Genomic DNA, 17,062 nt, shown 5'->3' with positions numbered 1-17,062 from the left:
TGTTTTCGGAAGTATTTCAAAAAGCCAATCAATCCAAGCCATATCCCCGCTTATTTACGTTCATATATTGCATCTCGGTAGCGTTGATTCCATCACCCTTCGTCACTCCGCTGTCGAGTCTTTTTTAATCGAATGAGGGGGCTTCGATTGGGTGCCCATCCGTTTGTTCTCTTGTCGGAATATTGGCCTTGGATTGCGAGCATAAAATCATTGGCATGGCTTTTGCCAAGAGCCAGATGCCGCAAGCCGTTTAAAAACAGGCGCGGAATGTATAAAGAAAATAAACCAAGGAGACTTTTGTGAAAAAAATAGTAAAGCGTGTGGTATCCCCGACAGCACTCATGGCGCTCATGGCACTTAGTGCGATTGCTGGTACTGCACAAGCGCAATCATCCGTGACCATCTACGGTGTGGTAGATGCAGGACTTGTGTTCGTCAACAATCAAAAAACGCCTAGCGGCGGTACGGGAAGCGTCACAGCCTTAAACACCGGCGGCGTGACACCTAGCATTTTTGGTTTCAAAGGTTCGGAAGATTTAGGGGGCGGATTAAAGGCCAATTTCAACCTTGAAGGTCACTTTTTTGCCGGTACTGGACAAGGCGGACAATGGGGCGGGCTGTTCGGACGTCAATCGAACGTTGGTCTGTCTAACAGCTACGGTACCATCACGTTGGGTAAGCAATATTCGCCTGCTGTACTGGCTTATGCTGCGACTGATCCACGCGGTCTCAAGGAAACTTTTTCAGGTCTGATTTCATGGGCGCTAACCCAAAGACCGTTGAATGTTGGCACAGCGACTGCGCCAGCTAATTCGAATTCCCCGATTGATGTGTTTGTGGCGAATGCTTTGGCGCTGAGCACAAAAATTGCGGATGTCAATTTGAGCGGATCGTACAGTTTCGGTGAAAACGCCGGTAGCAACGCCGCAAACCGAGTTATTGCTTTGGGCGCAGTCTATACCGGTCCCGTCACGCTGTCAGCCAGTTACCAATCTGAGAATGGACAAAAATTCGGTTTGATCGGCGGAACTGGAGTGCAAACCAGAAAATATAGCGTTGGCGCAGGTTATGTCATTGGCGATGCAACGTTGACGGTGAATTATCTGAACAACAAAAACAGTGATCCTGCATCAGGATCCGAACTGGCGCAGTACCGCGTTTATGGTGCTGGCGTCAACTACCGGACTTCGGTCGCCAACACCGCGACGCTGGCTTACTACTATTCCAGTAACAAAGTCGGCGCAAGCGACAACTCTAAAACCATCATCCTTAGCGATGATTACGCTCTTTCGAAGCGGACAACGCTCTACGGACTGGTCGCGGGTGTGAAAGCGGGTAGTGGCTACACAGCTGGCTCCGCCTTTGGTGTCGCCAATAACAATCTTTACCTTGCTTCTGGCGGAAAAACCATCACGGCTGTGGAGTTGGGCATCAAACACGCATTCTAGTTGGTAGCGTAAGGTGATTGTCCATGCTACCTCGGACTTTTGCCATTGTGTTCATCGTATCGTCTATGTAACGGCGTCCAATGTGGTTGTTCTGTTCTGAGACAGTTGCTAAATTTTAGCGCAGTTAATAAGACACATTGGACGGTATAACCCCCTAAAACAGGGCAGTGCTTAGAGAAAATAGATGGCATGCACCTTGCCTATATAGAACGCGTGGGTGGTACGACAAACGCAAACGAGATTGACAAAGGCGTTGGCAAAAAACAGTAAAAAAGTAGTAGAGAAAAATAGCAAAAAAAAACAGTAGCACAACATATTCAATATTCGATATACAAATAGGAGGATGACATGCATAAAAAACTGATAGGAGTGCTGCTCAGCGCGGTTGTTAGCAGTGCGTTTGCGGTGCCTGAACCGGCCGTAACGGATGCGATGATTGCCAATGATGCCAAGGCACCAAATACGGTTTTGTCATGGGGAATGGGCACACAAGGTCAACGTTTTTCGACCTTGACGCAAATTAACACCAGTACCGTTAGTAAGCTGACGCCAGCGTGGTCATTTTCATTCGGTGGAGAAAAGCAACGCGGGCAAGAATCACAGCCGCTGATTTATAACGGAAAAATGTTTGTTACCGGTTCGTACTCGCGTATTTATGCGATTGATATGAAGACCGGAACCAAGTTATGGAAATACGAACATCGCTTGCCAGACGGCATCATGCCTTGTTGCGACGTGGTTAACCGCGGCGCAGCTTTGTACGACAATTTGGTGATTTTCGGCACTCTGGATGCGCAATTGATTGCGTTGGACCAAGACACCGGCAAGATCGTCTGGAAAGAAAAAGTGGCTGACTACTCAGCTGGTTATTCTATGTCTGCCGCACCACTGATCGCTAAAGGATTGTTGCTGACTGGCGTATCGGGCGGTGAGTTCGGCGTTGTGGGACGTGTGGATGCGCGCAATCCGCGCACTGGTCAGCTAGTCTGGTCACGTCCGATGATCGAAGGCCACATGGGCTACAAATACGATAAGGATGGCAAGGCAATTGAAAATGGTATTACCGGTACGACCAACAAATCATGGCCTGGTGATTTGTGGAAAACCGGTGGTGGCGCTACATGGCTCGGCGGAACCTATGATCCGTCGACTGGCTTAGCTTATTTTGGTACCGGTAATCCATCGCCGTGGAACAGTCATTTACGTCCTGGCGATAATCTTTATTCGTCCTCTACAGTGGCGTTGGATCTGGAATCAGGGCAAATCAAATGGAGCTATCAGACTACGCCGCACGACGGCTGGGATTATGATGGTGTGAATGAATTTGTTACCTTTGATATGGACGGAAAACGATTCGGTGCAAAAGCTGACCGTAATGGATTCTTTTATGTCCTCGATGCTAAAAACGGAAAGTTAGAAAACGCTTTTCCTTTTGTTAAAAAGATTACCTGGGCATCAGGAATCGACATGAAAACAGGTCGTCCTAACTACATTGAGGCAGGACGTCCAGGCGATCCAACCAAAGGTGAAGAAGGCAAAAAAGGCGCAACCGCTTTTGTCGCACCCGCTTTCCTCGGCGCGAAAAATCAGATGCCGATGGCTTACAGTCCGCAAACCAAACTGTTCTATGTCCCAGCAAACGAATGGGGAATGGATATATGGAATGAGCCGGTTAGCTACAAAAAAGGGAGTGCCTTTTTGGGTGCCGGATTTACTATTCGCCCAATCAACGACGACTATATCGGTGCGATGCGCGCGATTGATCCTAAGACAGGCAAAATCGTCTGGGAAATCAAAAATAATGCACCGCTATGGGGTGGTGTCATGACGACGGCGGGTGGTCTGGTTTTTTACGGCACACCAGAAGGCTTCCTAAAGGCGGTTGATGCTAAAACAGGTAAGGAATTGTGGAAATTCCAGACCGGTTCCGGTGTCGTAGCGCCGCCAGTGACATGGAAAGATGGCGACACGCAATACGTCGCTGTTGTGTCAGGTTGGGGTGGTGCTGTGCCATTGTGGGGCGGTGAAGTTGCCAAGAAAATTAACTCTATCGAGCAAGGTGGTTCGGTCTGGGTTTTCAAGTTAAGTTCAAAAATGTAAGAACGTTGCAGTGATCAACGTTGATACTTTTTTGACGTCACTTCAAGTGATCAAAGATCGCTAGATTATCTGGCGAATCACATATTGAAGGCGTACTAGTATTTCTCCTCCTCTCCAGGTGATTTTGCTGACGACTACGGTCGTCAGTTTTTTTTTTGTCACAACGCTTTTATCCCCGGCTTGAAAGTCAAACTCACAACATGATCTAGGCCCGCCACTATCCTCTTGCTGTGCGATTTACCTACGCCCGGTAACAGTTTGGGACGCGTATTGGCACATCAATTTTTGTTCACTTTAATATTTCTTTATTGTTGATCGGAGTTATCCCATGATGATCAACGATACATAGGTTGCTGCGGTTGCTGCGGTTGCTGGGCGTCTAGGGAATATTTGAATGAGCAGAGCGAACAAATGGTTGGGAAAATGTTGTGCGGCCCTATGACTTCTTACGCTTTAGTTATTTTGACTAATCTGGAACGACCAAATATTAACGTCATTTAGCCAGTTAAAAAATGAAGGAATTTTTATTGCTGGTGTCACAAACGGGTGAAATTGGTGACGGATTTTCCTTGCATTCTTGCGCAGATAAATACAAATAGAGCTATCGGTAAATGTGCAATTGGTCGATCAAACGGAGCGCTTGTTGGCATTGACTTTCGCGGGGGCAACCCGCTTGCTGCGGCAGCATCTGTCGCGCCAATAAGGGGTAATTAAATTGACGTGCCATTGAATTTAATTACTCCACACAGGCGCAATTTTTGGGAACTGAAATAGCCCCGGATGTAGAAATAGTAATCGACTAATAATCAGAGAATCTGACTATTTTTGTAGAGGAATTTTTCGATAGATCGTATTGCGTGATACTCCCAATGCTCTGGCGGTTGCCGATACATTGCCGCCGTGTGAGGCCAGCGCTTTTTCGATCACCGATCTTTCTACTTCCTCTAAATTAGCACCGCTCGATACCAGCCATTTCGTATTGTCGTTTTGTTCGCTGACACGAGCTTGTTCAATATCTTCCAGAAAATCATCAGGCAAATGGTGATGCTGAATTTCATGTTCCTGGTCTGCCATGACGATGGCGGTGCGCAGAAGATTGGTTAGTTGTCGGAAGTTGCCGGGCCAGTTATGCAGCTTGAACAGTCGCATGATTTCAGGCGCAACCGTGTAGCGCCCGGTAACGGATTCGGCGATAAGTATTTTTTCGACAACGATGTCCATGTCGGTACGCTCACGCAACGGCGGCAACTTGACGACCAGGCCATTTAATCGGTAATAAAGATCCTCGCGAAATTCACCCTTGGTGATCAGGTCTCGCAGATTACGGTTGGTGGCGCAGATCAACTCAACATTGACGGTGATTGACTTGGTGCTGCCGAGTGGCGTGACCATGCGCTCTTGTAAGACCCTTAAAAGACGGGATTGCAGGCTAAAAGGCATGTCGCCGATTTCGTCGAGGAATAGTGTTCCACCATTCGCTTGCAGTATTTTCCCCACCGCGCCTTTTTTACGCGCCCCCGTAAATGCGCCATCCTCATAGCCGAATAATTCGGATTCAATCAGTGTCTCGGGAATGGACGCGCAATTGACTGCGACAAAAGGACCGCTTGAGCGCGGCGAATCGTTGTGAATGGCTTGTGCCAGTAACTCTTTGCCGGTACCGGTTTCGCCCATGATCAAAATCGGAATATCGCGTCCAAGTACCTTGTTCACTTTTTCAATCAGCGCCGCTACTTGTGGATCGCCGGTGTTCAGATAGCGAAGGCCAGACATGCGCCGCGCTGCTTGAGTAGCGCGATTGATCGCCATCGCATTGGCTGTTGTTGTCCCGGTATGGTTGTTGGTTTCAACGTCCTGCTCAGAATCAGCATTGGCGCGAACCAACTCCACCGAGCGATGAAATGGGCTATTGGCCAGGTGCATTTGAGCGCGTCCGTATACGCGGACACCGCTTGGCATGCAAAGATTCAAAAATCCTGGTGCTGCCGTGCGGTAATGGTCGAACAAGGCCGCAATCGACAAGCCGAATAGCGAACTAAAGGTATGCGATTGCAGGGCCGACATGGGTAGGCCAAGCTGAAACAGACCGGTCCGGTTGGCAGACAGAAACCGGCCATTTGGAGAGAACGAAACAATGCCTTCCATTAACGTGCCGATAAATTCGGGTCGTGTATTAAAGTGTAACGTGATCGCATCCTGAAACGCCGCCAAAAACAAATGATTTTCGATCATTTGCGCCGACATACGGACCAGGGCCATCGTGTGTTTGTGAAAACTGGATTGATCTCCGGTGACGTCGAGCACGCCGATGACGTTGCCTTTGTGGTCCAGAATGGGAGCGGCAGAACAGGTGAGGAAGTGATTGGCGACCAGAAAATGTTCATTCGCATGGATCTGGACCGGCAGTTGTTCCGCAATCGCCGTGCCAATCGCGTTGGTCCCCTTGCTGGCCTCCGACCATGTCACGCCGGGTTTGAGGGCGACCCGATTGGCTTTTTCTAAAAAGTCGTCGTCTCCCAACGTATGCACGATCAAACCGTTCACGTCGGTGAGTATCACCATGTTGTGCGTGTTAATGATTTGTTCGTAAAGCGTTTCCATCACCGGTATCGCGTGCGTGTGCAGCGTGCGGTTTTGGTCCAGCAATAGCGCTAAATCAGGCCGCCCAATGGGACTGAAATCTGGTTTTTCACCTTCCGACAGGCCATACGCTTTTGAGCGTTGACGGGATTCTTCTATCATCATGGCTCCATCGCAAGCAGAAAGCGTGCCACGGGCCTCTTTATTAGCCGAATTGCTATTTGAGATAGCGGCGGGCTTGCCGCGGGAGTCGGAAGTGTCAGTTGGATGCATGGTTGTCTCCTGCTTGTATGTTGCGGCACGGATTCTGTCGGCTTAGCGCTCAGACTCCTGGAGCCGCATTATTTTTTTGTATTGTTTTTTTATATAGTGCTCTTAAATATAGCACTTGATGGCGCTGTTGTTCAGAAATAGAACAAGATTTGGTGCCAATGTGTCGTATTTGCTTGGCATGACAATTGCCACTACCTCCGTATTATTTAAAAACGTTGTAGAGGAGATCGTATGAAAAAACTAACCCACCTTATTTCGTGTTGCGCTTTATCGTTTGCCATCATGGCACCGTCGTTCGTGTATGCGCACGGTGACGTGATACCGCAACCGGTAGATACCAAAACATTACCAGCGCTGGGAGCCGCATGGCGTGACGAAAATCCTTTCCGCGGTCAGAAAGAGGCCATCAATATAGGCACCTCTGCCTATGCTGAAAATTGCGCCCGATGCCATGGACTGCAAGCACAATCGGGTGGTATCGCGCCAGATTTACGATTATTGGATCGCGATTGCATGGATCTGAAAAGCCCTGATAAAAAAGCAGCCTGCTTCAAAGAGACCGATAAATATTTCCTGGTTTCCGTGCGTCACGGCAAAGTCCGTAATGGTGCTGTGTATATGCCGCCATTTGAAGGAATCCTAAACCAGGAAGCGATGTGGTCTATCAAAGCGTATCTTGAGACGCTACGCGCAATCAATTAGGGCATGATGATCGCGTGATAATGATCAAAACGCGATCATATTGAGGGTCATCGATGCGGCACATCTGAGACGGTGTCACCCATGACGTCACCAAGTAACGGTAACCAAAAAACATACAATAACAAGGTGCTATTTAATGTACACACTTTCTTGTCAGGTCGTCGGTGCAATGCTAATACTTGCCCGAACATCGCTCGCCAGAATTCCTGTCTTTCTCTCCCTCAGCGTTTGTCTTTTCTTCAGCGCTCCGGCGCATGCTGAGGCGAGTGCCGATTTTTTAAAAATCACACAATCGGGTGTTTTAAAGGTCGCCGTTTATGATGACTTTGCGCCGTTTTCATCCACCAAGGGCGGGATCGATATCGATATCGCAGAAGCGTTAGCAAAAAAATTGGGACTCAAAGTGAGTTTGCTACCGTTCCCTGCCGGTGAAGATCTGAGTGATGATTTGCGCAATATGGTGTGGAAAGGGCATTACCTTGGATATGGTCCCGCCGATCTGTTGATGCATGTGCCAGTAGATCCGCTTTTGATAAACCAAAATGACAAGGTCAGCATTTTTGCGCCCTATCATCGCGAAACGGTACGCCTGGTGCGGGATATCCGTAAAGTGCCGGAGTTGGACAACCTCGATTCAATTACCGGAAAAACTATTGGTGCCGAAAAAATTTCAATTGGTGCCATGTTGTTACTCGGCGCGGAAGACGGCAAGTTTCGAGAAAATGTAAAGATCTATCCGACCGCGACCGAAGCGCTTGAAAAACTCAAGGCGGGTAAACTGGATGGCGTTGTCGCCAATCGTTCAGAAATAGAATCAGTGATCGGCAAAGATCCCCATTTTCAAATGACCGAAGTTACCTTTCAGCGGCTGCCACGCAAAGGTTGGGTGATCGGCATGGCGGTGAAAAAGGATGATCCTGAACTCGCAAAGGCATTGCAAGATGCTACCGACGCATTGGTCTCCTCAGGCGAAATGGCCCAGATATTTGCTAAACATGGGGTTGAGGTGGTGACGCCTTGATAGGCTACAGATGACATCCCTGTTTTTGTATTTCCCTCAACGTTATCTGTAGCTTCAATATCTGAGTCAGATGGTCGACCCGCGTGCTATTTATTGTTAAATAGCGCACGGGCCGCGTTCCCTTACGCCAATTTGCATAAGCAAAATAAGTAACCATGGGGAGGATTATGGATGTGATGTGCATTTTTCTGATTTTTATCATGGCTCGCTTGAACTTCTCGGAAGGATAATTATGCCCTCGCCATCCTTACCGCTTTCCTCACCATCCATCATTATGAGTTTATTGCGCGCCCAAAATACGTGTGCCATTGGCATTCCGTGCGCGTACGTTTCTCCAATAAAGTCTCCGGCCGCCGTGTATGCTCTGACGTAACCGTCTACATAAAACAAACTGTCAGAACCTCCGCCCGGCAACGGCATGAAGGGAATCAAGTCGTCGATGATGAAGACTTTGTATTGCTGATAGTAAAACTCCTTATTCGGGCTATATTGTTTTTCTCCGTAAGGCGTTCCCTCATGCCAATTTTCATAAGAAAAATAAGCAAGCACGGGAAGGGCTATTAATATGAAAAGCCATTTTCTTCTGATTTTTATCATGGAAAACCTACATCTTTTGGAAACTTAATTCCTCCGTCATCATTCTTGCTTTGAAGGCCATCCATTACTACAAGTAAGTCATCTATCCAGAATATGTTTGCCATCGGCATTCCATGTGCGTACGCTTCTCCAATAAAATCTCCGTTTGCTGTATATCCCCTGACGTAACCGTCGATATAATACAAACTATCAGAACCTCCTCCTGGCATCGGCACGTACGGAATCCACTCCTCAATGGTGATGACTTTGTATCGCTGATAATAGAACTCCTTATTCGGGCTATATTGTTTTTCTCCGTAAGGCGTTCCCTCATGCCAATTTTCATACGTAAAATAGGCAAGTACAGGAAGAGCTATTAATATGAAAATCCATTTTATTTTGATTTTGATTTTTGCCACGGTAGCGCTATCTCCATTTTTTTAGGTACTTTTACCCACATCACATCCGAATACACCACAAAATCCCCACCTGTCTTATGGCGCGTTTGGTAGCGTCGGAAGTCGTCGTTAAAGGCAGGGACCACACTCGGGAATTGTTTACTCATGTTTGTTTTGTTTATAGCGCTGTACAACAACATGTAAGCAGCCATTTCATCTTTTGGAAGTAATCGCGTTTTGCTCCATACCCCCAAAGGAACCATTTCTTCAAAAGTGCTAGTAGTATTGAAATCGTACGTGTCTCGACAGTAAATGCCGATATGTTTGACATGAAATATGTCCTTCTGCAGCAACCAATTGGTGCTTGTTTCGCCGACTACGGCCAGTTTAAAAATACCCTTACCAACAGCACCGTATAACTCGTCAAAAGTATCCAGTTTTGTGCCAAATTCTCGGTAATTTACTTGGCACTTACTATCTAGTTCACGCGCAGACATGACGCGATCCCCTAACTTGAATGGTTTTATCGATTTTGGTATCCAACCCCCTTTAACTAATTTTTTCTTAAGCTCCTCCTTTCCCCTATCCGTTGCCCAATTTTCCAAAACATAATCAAACGCCTCCACCGCACGTGGGAATTTCAGTAGCCACGCCATCTTGATAATCTGGTCGTCGTACTCCGCTGGCTTCAGTTTACAAGGATCAAATTTCCCTATTTTTACGTCGTTGGGCATCACCCACCCGGTGTCGTTCGCGAACCAGTGCCGCATAATCTGTGCGGCGATAGGCCAGCCCATCTTTTCCATGATGTCGGGGATGTCACGGAGCTGCATCATTTCTATTGCGCATTCCACTCCCTTGCGATCACTGCACGGGGTTGTCATGGCGACTGCAATGGGTAGACTCATTTTTTGTCCACTCCGAATCGCGTTGGTACTGCGTATTGCAAGGTGACTTTGTGCGGTGCCGAAGAATGGGCCTGAACCGTTTCGCCTTGATCATTGGCGCTGCCGTGGTGTTGGCCGGATTCAGATTGGATTCCGTAGGCGACGCCTTCGACTGGCAGCCCAGTTACGCTATCAAGCAACACAAAATGCCGGTCGTATGCGCTGCCAGCGTTGCCGAGGGCTGCGTTTTTATGGTGATTGCCAAAGTCTTCATCGGAAGGCGTGGCGTCGCCTTCGGTGTACGAAATGGATTGTGAGGCGATCAGGCGTGGCTTCCGCCTGCATCTGCAATTGCACAAATCACCGTCCAGTGCGGCTTCTTTACCGTGCGAACCCAGGTTAGGGACACGGGTGCCGGAACAACTGATCGTCCCCGTCGATCTGCAAGTACGGCAATAGACATCATCGCCTTCGAACGATCGCGTCAGGCCGTGCCATTGATCGTTGGCAAGCCCTTCCTTGACTACCCCGCGGGCCGTTGTCGCATCACCTTCATGGATGTAATACCGTCTTGTCATAGCATTCTCAATAGTGTTGGTCGTCAAAAATTACGACGAGTATCAACGCTATTGCTTGCATTTTTACGACGCTTCTATGCTTGTTAGGTGTTCGGCTTAGTACAGGCCGAAATTCGTCCCGTCGAGTCAGGTCCGGAGTTTTTACATCGTCGAGCGATGTGGTGATCGCGACCACGCTGACAGTGATATTGATAAAAGAAACAACGCAAAATCGCAGACCAGAGCATCAAAATAACTCACCACATCATCACGCATGAGCCGCCGCGGAGTGGCGTCTGTTCAACATTTCCATCAGTTTCCCCGTATCGGAAATAGCATTGGAAATGTCGTTAAAAACTTTTTAAATTGAGGTGCCATATAAATATTACGCGGTAGTAATGCGCCCGTCATTTAGCTGGTGTACGTCAATATGAAAATAATTTCTATCTCGCCCAGATGACGATTTTTTTTACATCTTTTATTTAAAAGTTATTTTTGTGAAGAGAAAACAATAGAAAAACGACCATAAAATTCACAATCAGAAAAATGGACTCAGAAAATTATTATTCAGCGTGTTTTCTCAAAATAAAATGCCTGAAATATCGTTAAAAATTTTCCTTAATTACATGCATCACACAACTATCATATTCCTGTAATACGCCGGTCATAAATATCGTATAGCTGCATATGACCAAAGATAATTTACCCCTCTTTGAGATGTCGAAATTTTTTACATTCATGCTTAAAAAATTATTTCAATCGATCTAAATACCTGATTTATATCATCTTATTTTTCTGGCTCACTATTTGCATAGAAGCGGCGCAACCTTGATCTTAACCCACAGAGAATTCTATGCATCCCTCCTTCCTGCCACTGCAGCGCCGTTACGCATCTTCCGCCGTCGTTCTACTTGGAGCGCTTTTTGCAGCGTCTTCAGCGATGAGTGCACCCATTACCAGTTTCACTGCTGGTAACCTCGTTATTAGCACCGTGTCGTCTTATAACGGGAGCGGGCTCGACTCCGCAGCGCCTATCGTATTGGTACAATTGCAGCTTGGTGCTGGCGGTACCACGGCGACACAAAACGGTTCGCTGACACTGTCGCAAACCAACAACGGAAATAATTCCGCAATTTCCGGTGAGTATGGCTCGGCCTCTGAAGGTATTTTGCAAACCTCAGTGAATGGTCAATACCTGACTATCGCCGGCTACGGAGTCAATGCCACAGCTTTTAATACCGCACCAACATCGGTCTACGGCAACGCGGCATTGGGCCAATCGACAAGCTTAACAGTGGGAAATCAAACCGGAACTCCGGTCACCACCGTGGCCCGTGTCGTCGCATTAATCGGCGCTGATGCCAAAGTCGATACCAGCACTGCATTGTCAGGAATTTTCAATCAAAATAATCCACGCAGTGTTGCAACGGTAGACGGTTCAACGTTATACGTATCAGGCCAAGCTGCCAGCAAAACCGATCCGACTCAGGGCGTGTTTGTTGCCGCACGCGGCGCAACCACAGCAACGGGTATCGATAACACGACTGATACCCGCGTCGTCTCGATCTTCAATAATGGAAATGGGAATACTCTGTATGTTTCGCGCGATCGTAGCCCTGGCGGCGGAGCTGCTAATAACCTCTCTAATATCAGCGCATTGACTAGCGCCACAGGTCTCTTACCGACCTCTGCTACGGGTCTCCAGACTACCCATATCACACCGGTTGCTTCGCCACTGTCGCTTGGTAGCAATAATGGCTCTATCAATCTCACAGCGAATACGGCAAACGGCGTCAACAACGCGCGAATTGGTAGCTTTGTATATGTCAGCCCTGAGAGCTATTTTTTCGCCAGCCCGACTGTTCTTTATGTAACCGACAGCGGCCAGCCCAAGAACGGCAATGTAGATAAAGCTGCCTTGGGCGAAGGCGGATTGCAAAAATGGGTGCTGACCAATGGCAATTGGACTTTGGCCTATGACCTTGTCAAAGGATTGAATCTGGTTGATAACGCCGGTGCTAACGCTGCAACGCCAAGTGCGCCTGGCGTGACCGGTTTGTTCGCGCTGACTGGCGAAGTCATAGGTAACCAGGTGGAGCTGTTTGCTACTAGCTACGGACTCAATGAACTCTCCCAAAGCTATTTGTATAGCATCACGGATGCTCTGAGCAATACCACAGCAGCACAGGCATCCAATGAGAGTTTCTCGACCCTATATACGGATGCTACTGGCAACACCTCGATTCGTGGCGTTGCATTTGCTCCGGTTCCTGAGCCAGGTTCATTGGCACTATTTGCTATCGCACTGATGGGATTGTTTACATTGCGCCAGCGTAGTTTGTCACAGCGCGGTTAACGAGCATTAGCCGGACTATCGCGTAGCAAGACCGTTGCGCGATAGCAGTGCAATACTATGGCGGTGAGGTGGTGAAGTTCAGTTGTTGCGGATCAGTTCTTTAAAGTCGACGAAATGCATCAGCATCAAGACCCGATCGAAGCATAGGTAGCACATGCCGTTCTGCGCGTGAGCACTGTTGGGCCAGCGCACATCGGCGGATGCAATAAGTGGGCATGATGCAAAGTCGTCTTGGGTCTTCCATCGGAGATCTTTTTGAAATTGGTTTTTGTGTTGATATTTTCACCTGTCGATGCTGCCATCGTTTATTCGACGCTATCCATTTATGCCAGAGCATCTTGGTGATGCTAAAATGACAATTTTATCAGCGGATTTCCTCTAGGCACACCGTCTATCGATGCGTGGGGATGCCGTATCAAAAAAATCGTTCGTGTCCCTCCCGTCACTCCCGCATTGAAGTAATATTGTGAGGTAGAAAAATCGCAAGATAGCACGCGAAGGAGTCGCGAAAGTTGCAATGGTTGCGTCTGGCCCTGGGTAACTCGACCGACTTTAATTTGGTTGCTATAACTAGATTGGCTCTGTGATATCCCTACGTGGCTTTTCGGGTATGAATCCTGCTTAGAGAGAAATGGACCTTTTTTAGCGATTTTTAAACATTACTGGCATCGCTTATCCACCCATTTCGCGTCAACTTTCATCGAAAGGCATCACTCAATGGCCATCCGTGTCGCGCTGCATCACAAAACCAGCTACCACTATGATCGCCTGGTCACTTTATCTCCGCATGAAGTCCGTTTGCGTCCCGCTCCGCATGCGCGTACCCCGATTCTGTCGTATTCGCTGAGCGTCACGCCTGAAGACCATTTTATCAATTGGCAGCAAGATCCTTACGGCAACTATATCGGCCGTTTTGTGTTTCAGGAGAAATCTGACGTCCTGGAATTTACGGTTGATTTGATTGCCGATATGACGGTCATTAACCCGTTCGATTTTTTTGTTGAGAAGTACGCAGAGACATTTCCGTTCAGCTATCCCGCACAACAAAAGTCCGAACTCAGTGCGTATCTGGCGGTGGATGAACCGGGTCCGTTGCTGGTGGAATGGGTCGCGGCAGCAAAGCGCGACATTCTCAAAAAACCGCTCGCGACGAACGATTTTCTGGTCGCCATTAACCAGCGTTTGCAGGGCGATATTGCTTATCTGCTGCGGATGGAACCGGGCGTGCAAACGCCGGAAGATACGCTCCTGAAACGGTCTGGTTCTTGCCGTGACAGTGGCTGGTTGTTAGTCCAAATTATGCGTCAGTTGGGTTTAGCTGCGCGTTTTGTGTCGGGCTATTTGATTCAATTGCGTCCCGATCAGGAATCACTCGACGGCCCAAGTGGCACCGAAGTCGATTTTACCGATTTGCATGCGTGGACCGAAGTGTATATCCCGGGCGCAGGCTGGATCGGCCTGGATCCTACGTCAGGCATGCTGGCGAGTGAAGGGCACATTCCGCTCGCTTGCACCGCGATGCCATCCTCGGCAGCGCCGGTGAGCGGCTTTACCGACAAGGCCGAAGTAACGTTCTTCCATGAAATGACCGTCACACGGATTCATGAAGATCCACGCGTGACCAAGCCCTATTCGGAAGAAGACTGGCTAAAAATCGATAAGCTTGGACATCAGGTCGACGCTGACTTGAAGCGCCAGGACGTGCGCCTGACTCAAGGTGGCGAACCAACCTTTGTGTCTGTTGATGATATGGACGGCGCGCAGTGGAATACTTTAGCGCACGGCGACGAAAAGCGTGAATTAGCGGGGCAGTTGATGCACCGCCTGAAGAACCATTTTGCGCCGGGCGGCATGCTGCATTATGGTCAAGGAAAATGGTATCCTGGCGAGCCATTGCCACGCTGGGCGTTAAATATTTTTTGGCGTGTTGACGGTCAACCAATGTGGCTAGACGCAACGTTGTTCTCAGACGAGAACAAGCCGGATGGTTATGTCGGCGACGAAGCAGCGCGCTTCACTGCCGAACTGGTAAAAGCGCTCGGCCTTCCTGCCAACAGTGCCATCGCGGCCTATGAAGATGTCATGCTTCAGGTCCATCGTGAGCAGGGAATGCCGGTCAACGTTGATCCGTTAAAAGCCAATTTAAAGGCTTCGGAAGAGCGTCGTCGGTTAGCGCGATTGCTGGAAACCGGCTTGGGCGAGATAGTCGGTTATGTCTTGCCGTTGAAGCCAAAAGACTTTGATCCTGCTACGTCTTTAGGGACAGTCTGGCGTACTTCAGCATGGCCGCTCAAACGCGAGCATTTGTATCTTACCGAAGGCGATTCGCCGATGGGACTGCGTTTGCCTCTGAACGCGTTGCCTTGGGTGTTGCCGGACGAAGTGCCGCCGGAATTTGACGTTGATCCGTTTGCTCCTCGCGGCGCTTTGCCTACGGCAAAAAATGGAAAGCGTCCTACGCTGAGTCTGGACCCTGAAAAAGCGACCAAAGCGGCACCTGTTCCGGGTGTCGATCCTAAACCCGCACCGCGTGAAGTGATTCATACCGGCTTGTGCATTCAGGTTCGGGCGGGGCGTTTGCATATCTTTATGCCGCCGGTCAAACGCGTTGAGGATTATCTGGCCTTGGTGACGGCGGTGGAAAATACTGCGGCCAAGCTGAAGTTGAAGCTATGGATTGAGGGTTATCCGCCACCGCGCGATCCACGGGTCAAGTTGCTTAGCGTGACGCCGGACCCTGGTGTGATTGAGGTGAATATTCATCCTGCCGCAAGCTGGAAGGAACTGGTCTACAACATGACCACGCTGTACGAAGAGGCGCGCCTGACACGTCTTGGTACGGAAAAATTTATGGTTGACGGACGCCATACCGGCACTGGCGGCGGCAACCATGCTACGTTAGGCGGTGCCACGGCAGAAGATAGCCCGATGCTGCGTCGTCCTGATCTACTGAAAAGCCTGATCACGTACTGGCAAAATCACCCCGCCTTGTCATATCTGTTCTCGGGCACGTTTATTGGACCTACAAGTCAGGCGCCGCGGGTGGATGAAGCGCGTGATGACAATTTATACGAGTTGGCAATTGCCTTCCAGCAAATGGACAAAGTGTTGCCGACCTTGCATCCGGGCGACAAACCGTGGATGGTTGATCGCTTGTTACGTAACCATCTGGTCGATTTGACTGGTAATACCCATCGTTCCGAATTTTCGATTGATAAACTGTATTCACCGGATGGTCCGACTGGCCGCTTAGGACTAGTCGAATTCCGTGCATTTGAAATGCCGCCGCATGAACGCATGAGTTTGCTGCAAATGCTGTTGCTGCGCGCGCTGGTGTCGCGTTTCTGGAAGCAACCGTATCAGGCTAAATTGGTCAATTGGGGCACGGCATTGCATGATCGCTGGATGTTGCCGCATTTTGTGGCACAAGATATTCGTGATGTTGCTAAAGATCTACGTGCTGCCGGCTACGCGTTCGAGGAAAACTGGTTTGACCCGTTTATCGAGTTCCGCTTCCCACGCTTTGGTACGGTTGTCTATGAAGGCGTAGAGATGGAACTGCGTCAGGCGATTGAGCCATGGAACGTACTGGGTGAGGAAATGGCTGCTGGTGGCACCGCACGGTATGTTGATTCTTCGGTCGAACGCATGCAGTTGCTGGTACGCGGACTGACCGACGGACGTCACGTTATCGCTTGTAACGGACGCATGTTGCCGTTGCATCCAACTGGTATTCCCGGCGAATATGTCGCCGGTGTACGGTTCCGCGCCTGGAGTCCGTGGTCAGCATTGCATCCAACGGTCAAGATCCACGCGCCGTTGACCTTCGATCTGGTCGATACCTGGAGTGGCCGCGCCATTGGCGGTTGCACGTATCACGTGGTCCATCCGGGTGGTCGCAGTGAAGCAACTGCACCAGTGAATGCTAACGCTGCCGAAGCACGCCGCTTTGCACGATTTTGGGCGCATGGCCACACGCCAGGACCCATGACCGTCTACAAAGAGGAAACTAATCCAAGCTTCCCAATGACGTTGGATTTGCGTTGGCATGACTAATACATTTTTAGCGTAACTAGTGCAGGGCCGTGTCAGAAGGCTGGATGAACGCGACATGTGCTTAAGTCATCCGGTGGTGAAGCCTTGAGAACAACAATCCTCATGTAA

Annotated in this window: 11 protein-coding genes; 6 read left to right on the top strand and 5 right to left on the bottom strand. The window is 49.0% G+C overall.

Annotated elements, in window-relative coordinates:
- Positions 1 to 299: 299 nt before the first annotated feature.
- Together RGU75_RS05665 and RGU75_RS05660 are read left to right on the top strand one after the other, a co-directional pair.
- Positions 300 to 1,448 carry a porin gene (locus RGU75_RS05665; protein ID WP_322233812.1) on the top strand — a complete coding sequence of 383 codons (1,149 nt, stop codon included), beginning with the start codon at positions 300 to 302 and terminating at the stop codon, positions 1,446 to 1,448.
- A 348-nt stretch (positions 1,449 to 1,796) separates the two neighbouring features.
- Positions 1,797 to 3,548, top strand: a complete 1,752-nt coding sequence (locus RGU75_RS05660) for a PQQ-dependent methanol/ethanol family dehydrogenase (protein ID WP_322233810.1) — start codon at positions 1,797 to 1,799, stop codon at positions 3,546 to 3,548.
- A gap of 819 nt (positions 3,549 to 4,367) precedes the next feature.
- Here RGU75_RS05660 and RGU75_RS05655 read toward each other — a convergent pair.
- Positions 4,368 to 6,401, bottom strand: a complete 2,034-nt coding sequence (locus tag RGU75_RS05655; RefSeq protein WP_416186788.1) for a sigma-54-dependent Fis family transcriptional regulator — start codon at positions 6,399 to 6,401, stop codon at positions 4,368 to 4,370.
- Positions 6,402 to 6,683: 282 nt separating this feature from the next.
- Here RGU75_RS05655 and pedF point away from each other — a divergent pair, with 282 nt between their 5' ends.
- Together pedF and RGU75_RS05645 are read left to right on the top strand one after the other, a co-directional pair.
- Entirely contained in the window at positions 6,684 to 7,103 is a 420-nt protein-coding gene (pedF, locus tag RGU75_RS05650) for a cytochrome c-550 PedF (RefSeq protein ID WP_322240285.1), read from the top strand.
- Positions 7,104 to 7,239: 136 nt separating this feature from the next.
- Positions 7,240 to 8,124: a transporter substrate-binding domain-containing protein gene (locus tag RGU75_RS05645; protein ID WP_322233808.1), complete on the top strand. Its 885-nt coding sequence runs from the start codon at positions 7,240 to 7,242 to the stop codon at positions 8,122 to 8,124.
- A 198-nt stretch (positions 8,125 to 8,322) separates the two neighbouring features.
- Here RGU75_RS05645 and RGU75_RS05640 read toward each other — a convergent pair whose 3' ends face one another.
- The 4 genes from RGU75_RS05640 to RGU75_RS05625 are packed head-to-tail and all read right to left on the bottom strand — an operon-like array spanning position 8,323 to position 10,563.
- Positions 8,323 to 8,721 carry a hypothetical protein gene (locus RGU75_RS05640; RefSeq protein ID WP_322233806.1) on the bottom strand — a complete coding sequence of 133 codons (399 nt, stop codon included), beginning with the start codon at positions 8,719 to 8,721 and terminating at the stop codon, positions 8,323 to 8,325.
- Complete coding sequence (locus RGU75_RS05635) at positions 8,718 to 9,119, bottom strand: hypothetical protein (protein ID WP_322233804.1); 402 nt, start codon at positions 9,117 to 9,119, stop codon at positions 8,718 to 8,720. The genes RGU75_RS05640 and RGU75_RS05635 overlap by 4 nt, the downstream gene beginning before the upstream one ends.
- Positions 9,095 to 10,006, bottom strand: coding sequence for a DUF6402 family protein (locus RGU75_RS05630; protein ID WP_322233802.1), 912 nt, complete (start codon positions 10,004 to 10,006; stop codon positions 9,095 to 9,097). Before RGU75_RS05630 ends, RGU75_RS05635 begins: the two co-directional genes overlap by 25 nt.
- On the bottom strand, positions 10,003 to 10,563 hold the full coding sequence (locus tag RGU75_RS05625; RefSeq protein ID WP_322233798.1) for a PAAR domain-containing protein: 561 nt from the start codon (positions 10,561 to 10,563) through the stop codon (positions 10,003 to 10,005). Before RGU75_RS05625 ends, RGU75_RS05630 begins: the two co-directional genes overlap by 4 nt.
- A gap of 832 nt (positions 10,564 to 11,395) precedes the next feature.
- Here RGU75_RS05625 and RGU75_RS05620 point away from each other — a divergent pair.
- Both RGU75_RS05620 and RGU75_RS05615 read left to right on the top strand, forming a co-directional pair.
- Positions 11,396 to 12,898, top strand: coding sequence for a PEP-CTERM sorting domain-containing protein (locus RGU75_RS05620; protein ID WP_322233795.1), 1,503 nt, complete (start codon positions 11,396 to 11,398; stop codon positions 12,896 to 12,898).
- Positions 12,899 to 13,615: 717 nt separating this feature from the next.
- Positions 13,616 to 16,954: a transglutaminase family protein gene (locus tag RGU75_RS05615; protein ID WP_322233792.1), complete on the top strand. Its 3,339-nt coding sequence runs from the start codon at positions 13,616 to 13,618 to the stop codon at positions 16,952 to 16,954.
- The last annotated feature ends 108 nt before the right edge of the window (positions 16,955 to 17,062 follow it).

The organism is Glaciimonas sp. CA11.2, assembly GCF_034314045.1.
Classification (GTDB): domain Bacteria; phylum Pseudomonadota; class Gammaproteobacteria; order Burkholderiales; family Burkholderiaceae_D; genus Glaciimonas.
Note: the sequence above shows the minus strand (reverse complement) of the source record. Positions and strands in the feature narration are given on the sequence as shown.

Coding starts and splice junctions, on each gene's coding strand:
- RGU75_RS05660 (WP_322233810.1), top strand. CDS start 1,797: ATGCATAAAAAACTGATAGGAGTGCTGCTCAGCGCGGTTGTTAGCAGT.
- RGU75_RS05655 (WP_416186788.1), bottom strand. CDS start 6,401: ATGCATCCAACTGACACTTCCGACTCCCGCGGCAAGCCCGCCGCTATC.
- pedF (WP_322240285.1), top strand. CDS start 6,684: ATGGCACCGTCGTTCGTGTATGCGCACGGTGACGTGATACCGCAACCG.
- RGU75_RS05645 (WP_322233808.1), top strand. CDS start 7,240: ATGTACACACTTTCTTGTCAGGTCGTCGGTGCAATGCTAATACTTGCC.
- RGU75_RS05640 (WP_322233806.1), bottom strand. CDS start 8,721: ATGATAAAAATCAGAAGAAAATGGCTTTTCATATTAATAGCCCTTCCC.
- RGU75_RS05630 (WP_322233802.1), bottom strand. CDS start 10,006: ATGAGTCTACCCATTGCAGTCGCCATGACAACCCCGTGCAGTGATCGC.
- RGU75_RS05625 (WP_322233798.1), bottom strand. CDS start 10,563: ATGACAAGACGGTATTACATCCATGAAGGTGATGCGACAACGGCCCGC.
- RGU75_RS05620 (WP_322233795.1), top strand. CDS start 11,396: ATGCATCCCTCCTTCCTGCCACTGCAGCGCCGTTACGCATCTTCCGCC.
- RGU75_RS05615 (WP_322233792.1), top strand. CDS start 13,616: ATGGCCATCCGTGTCGCGCTGCATCACAAAACCAGCTACCACTATGAT.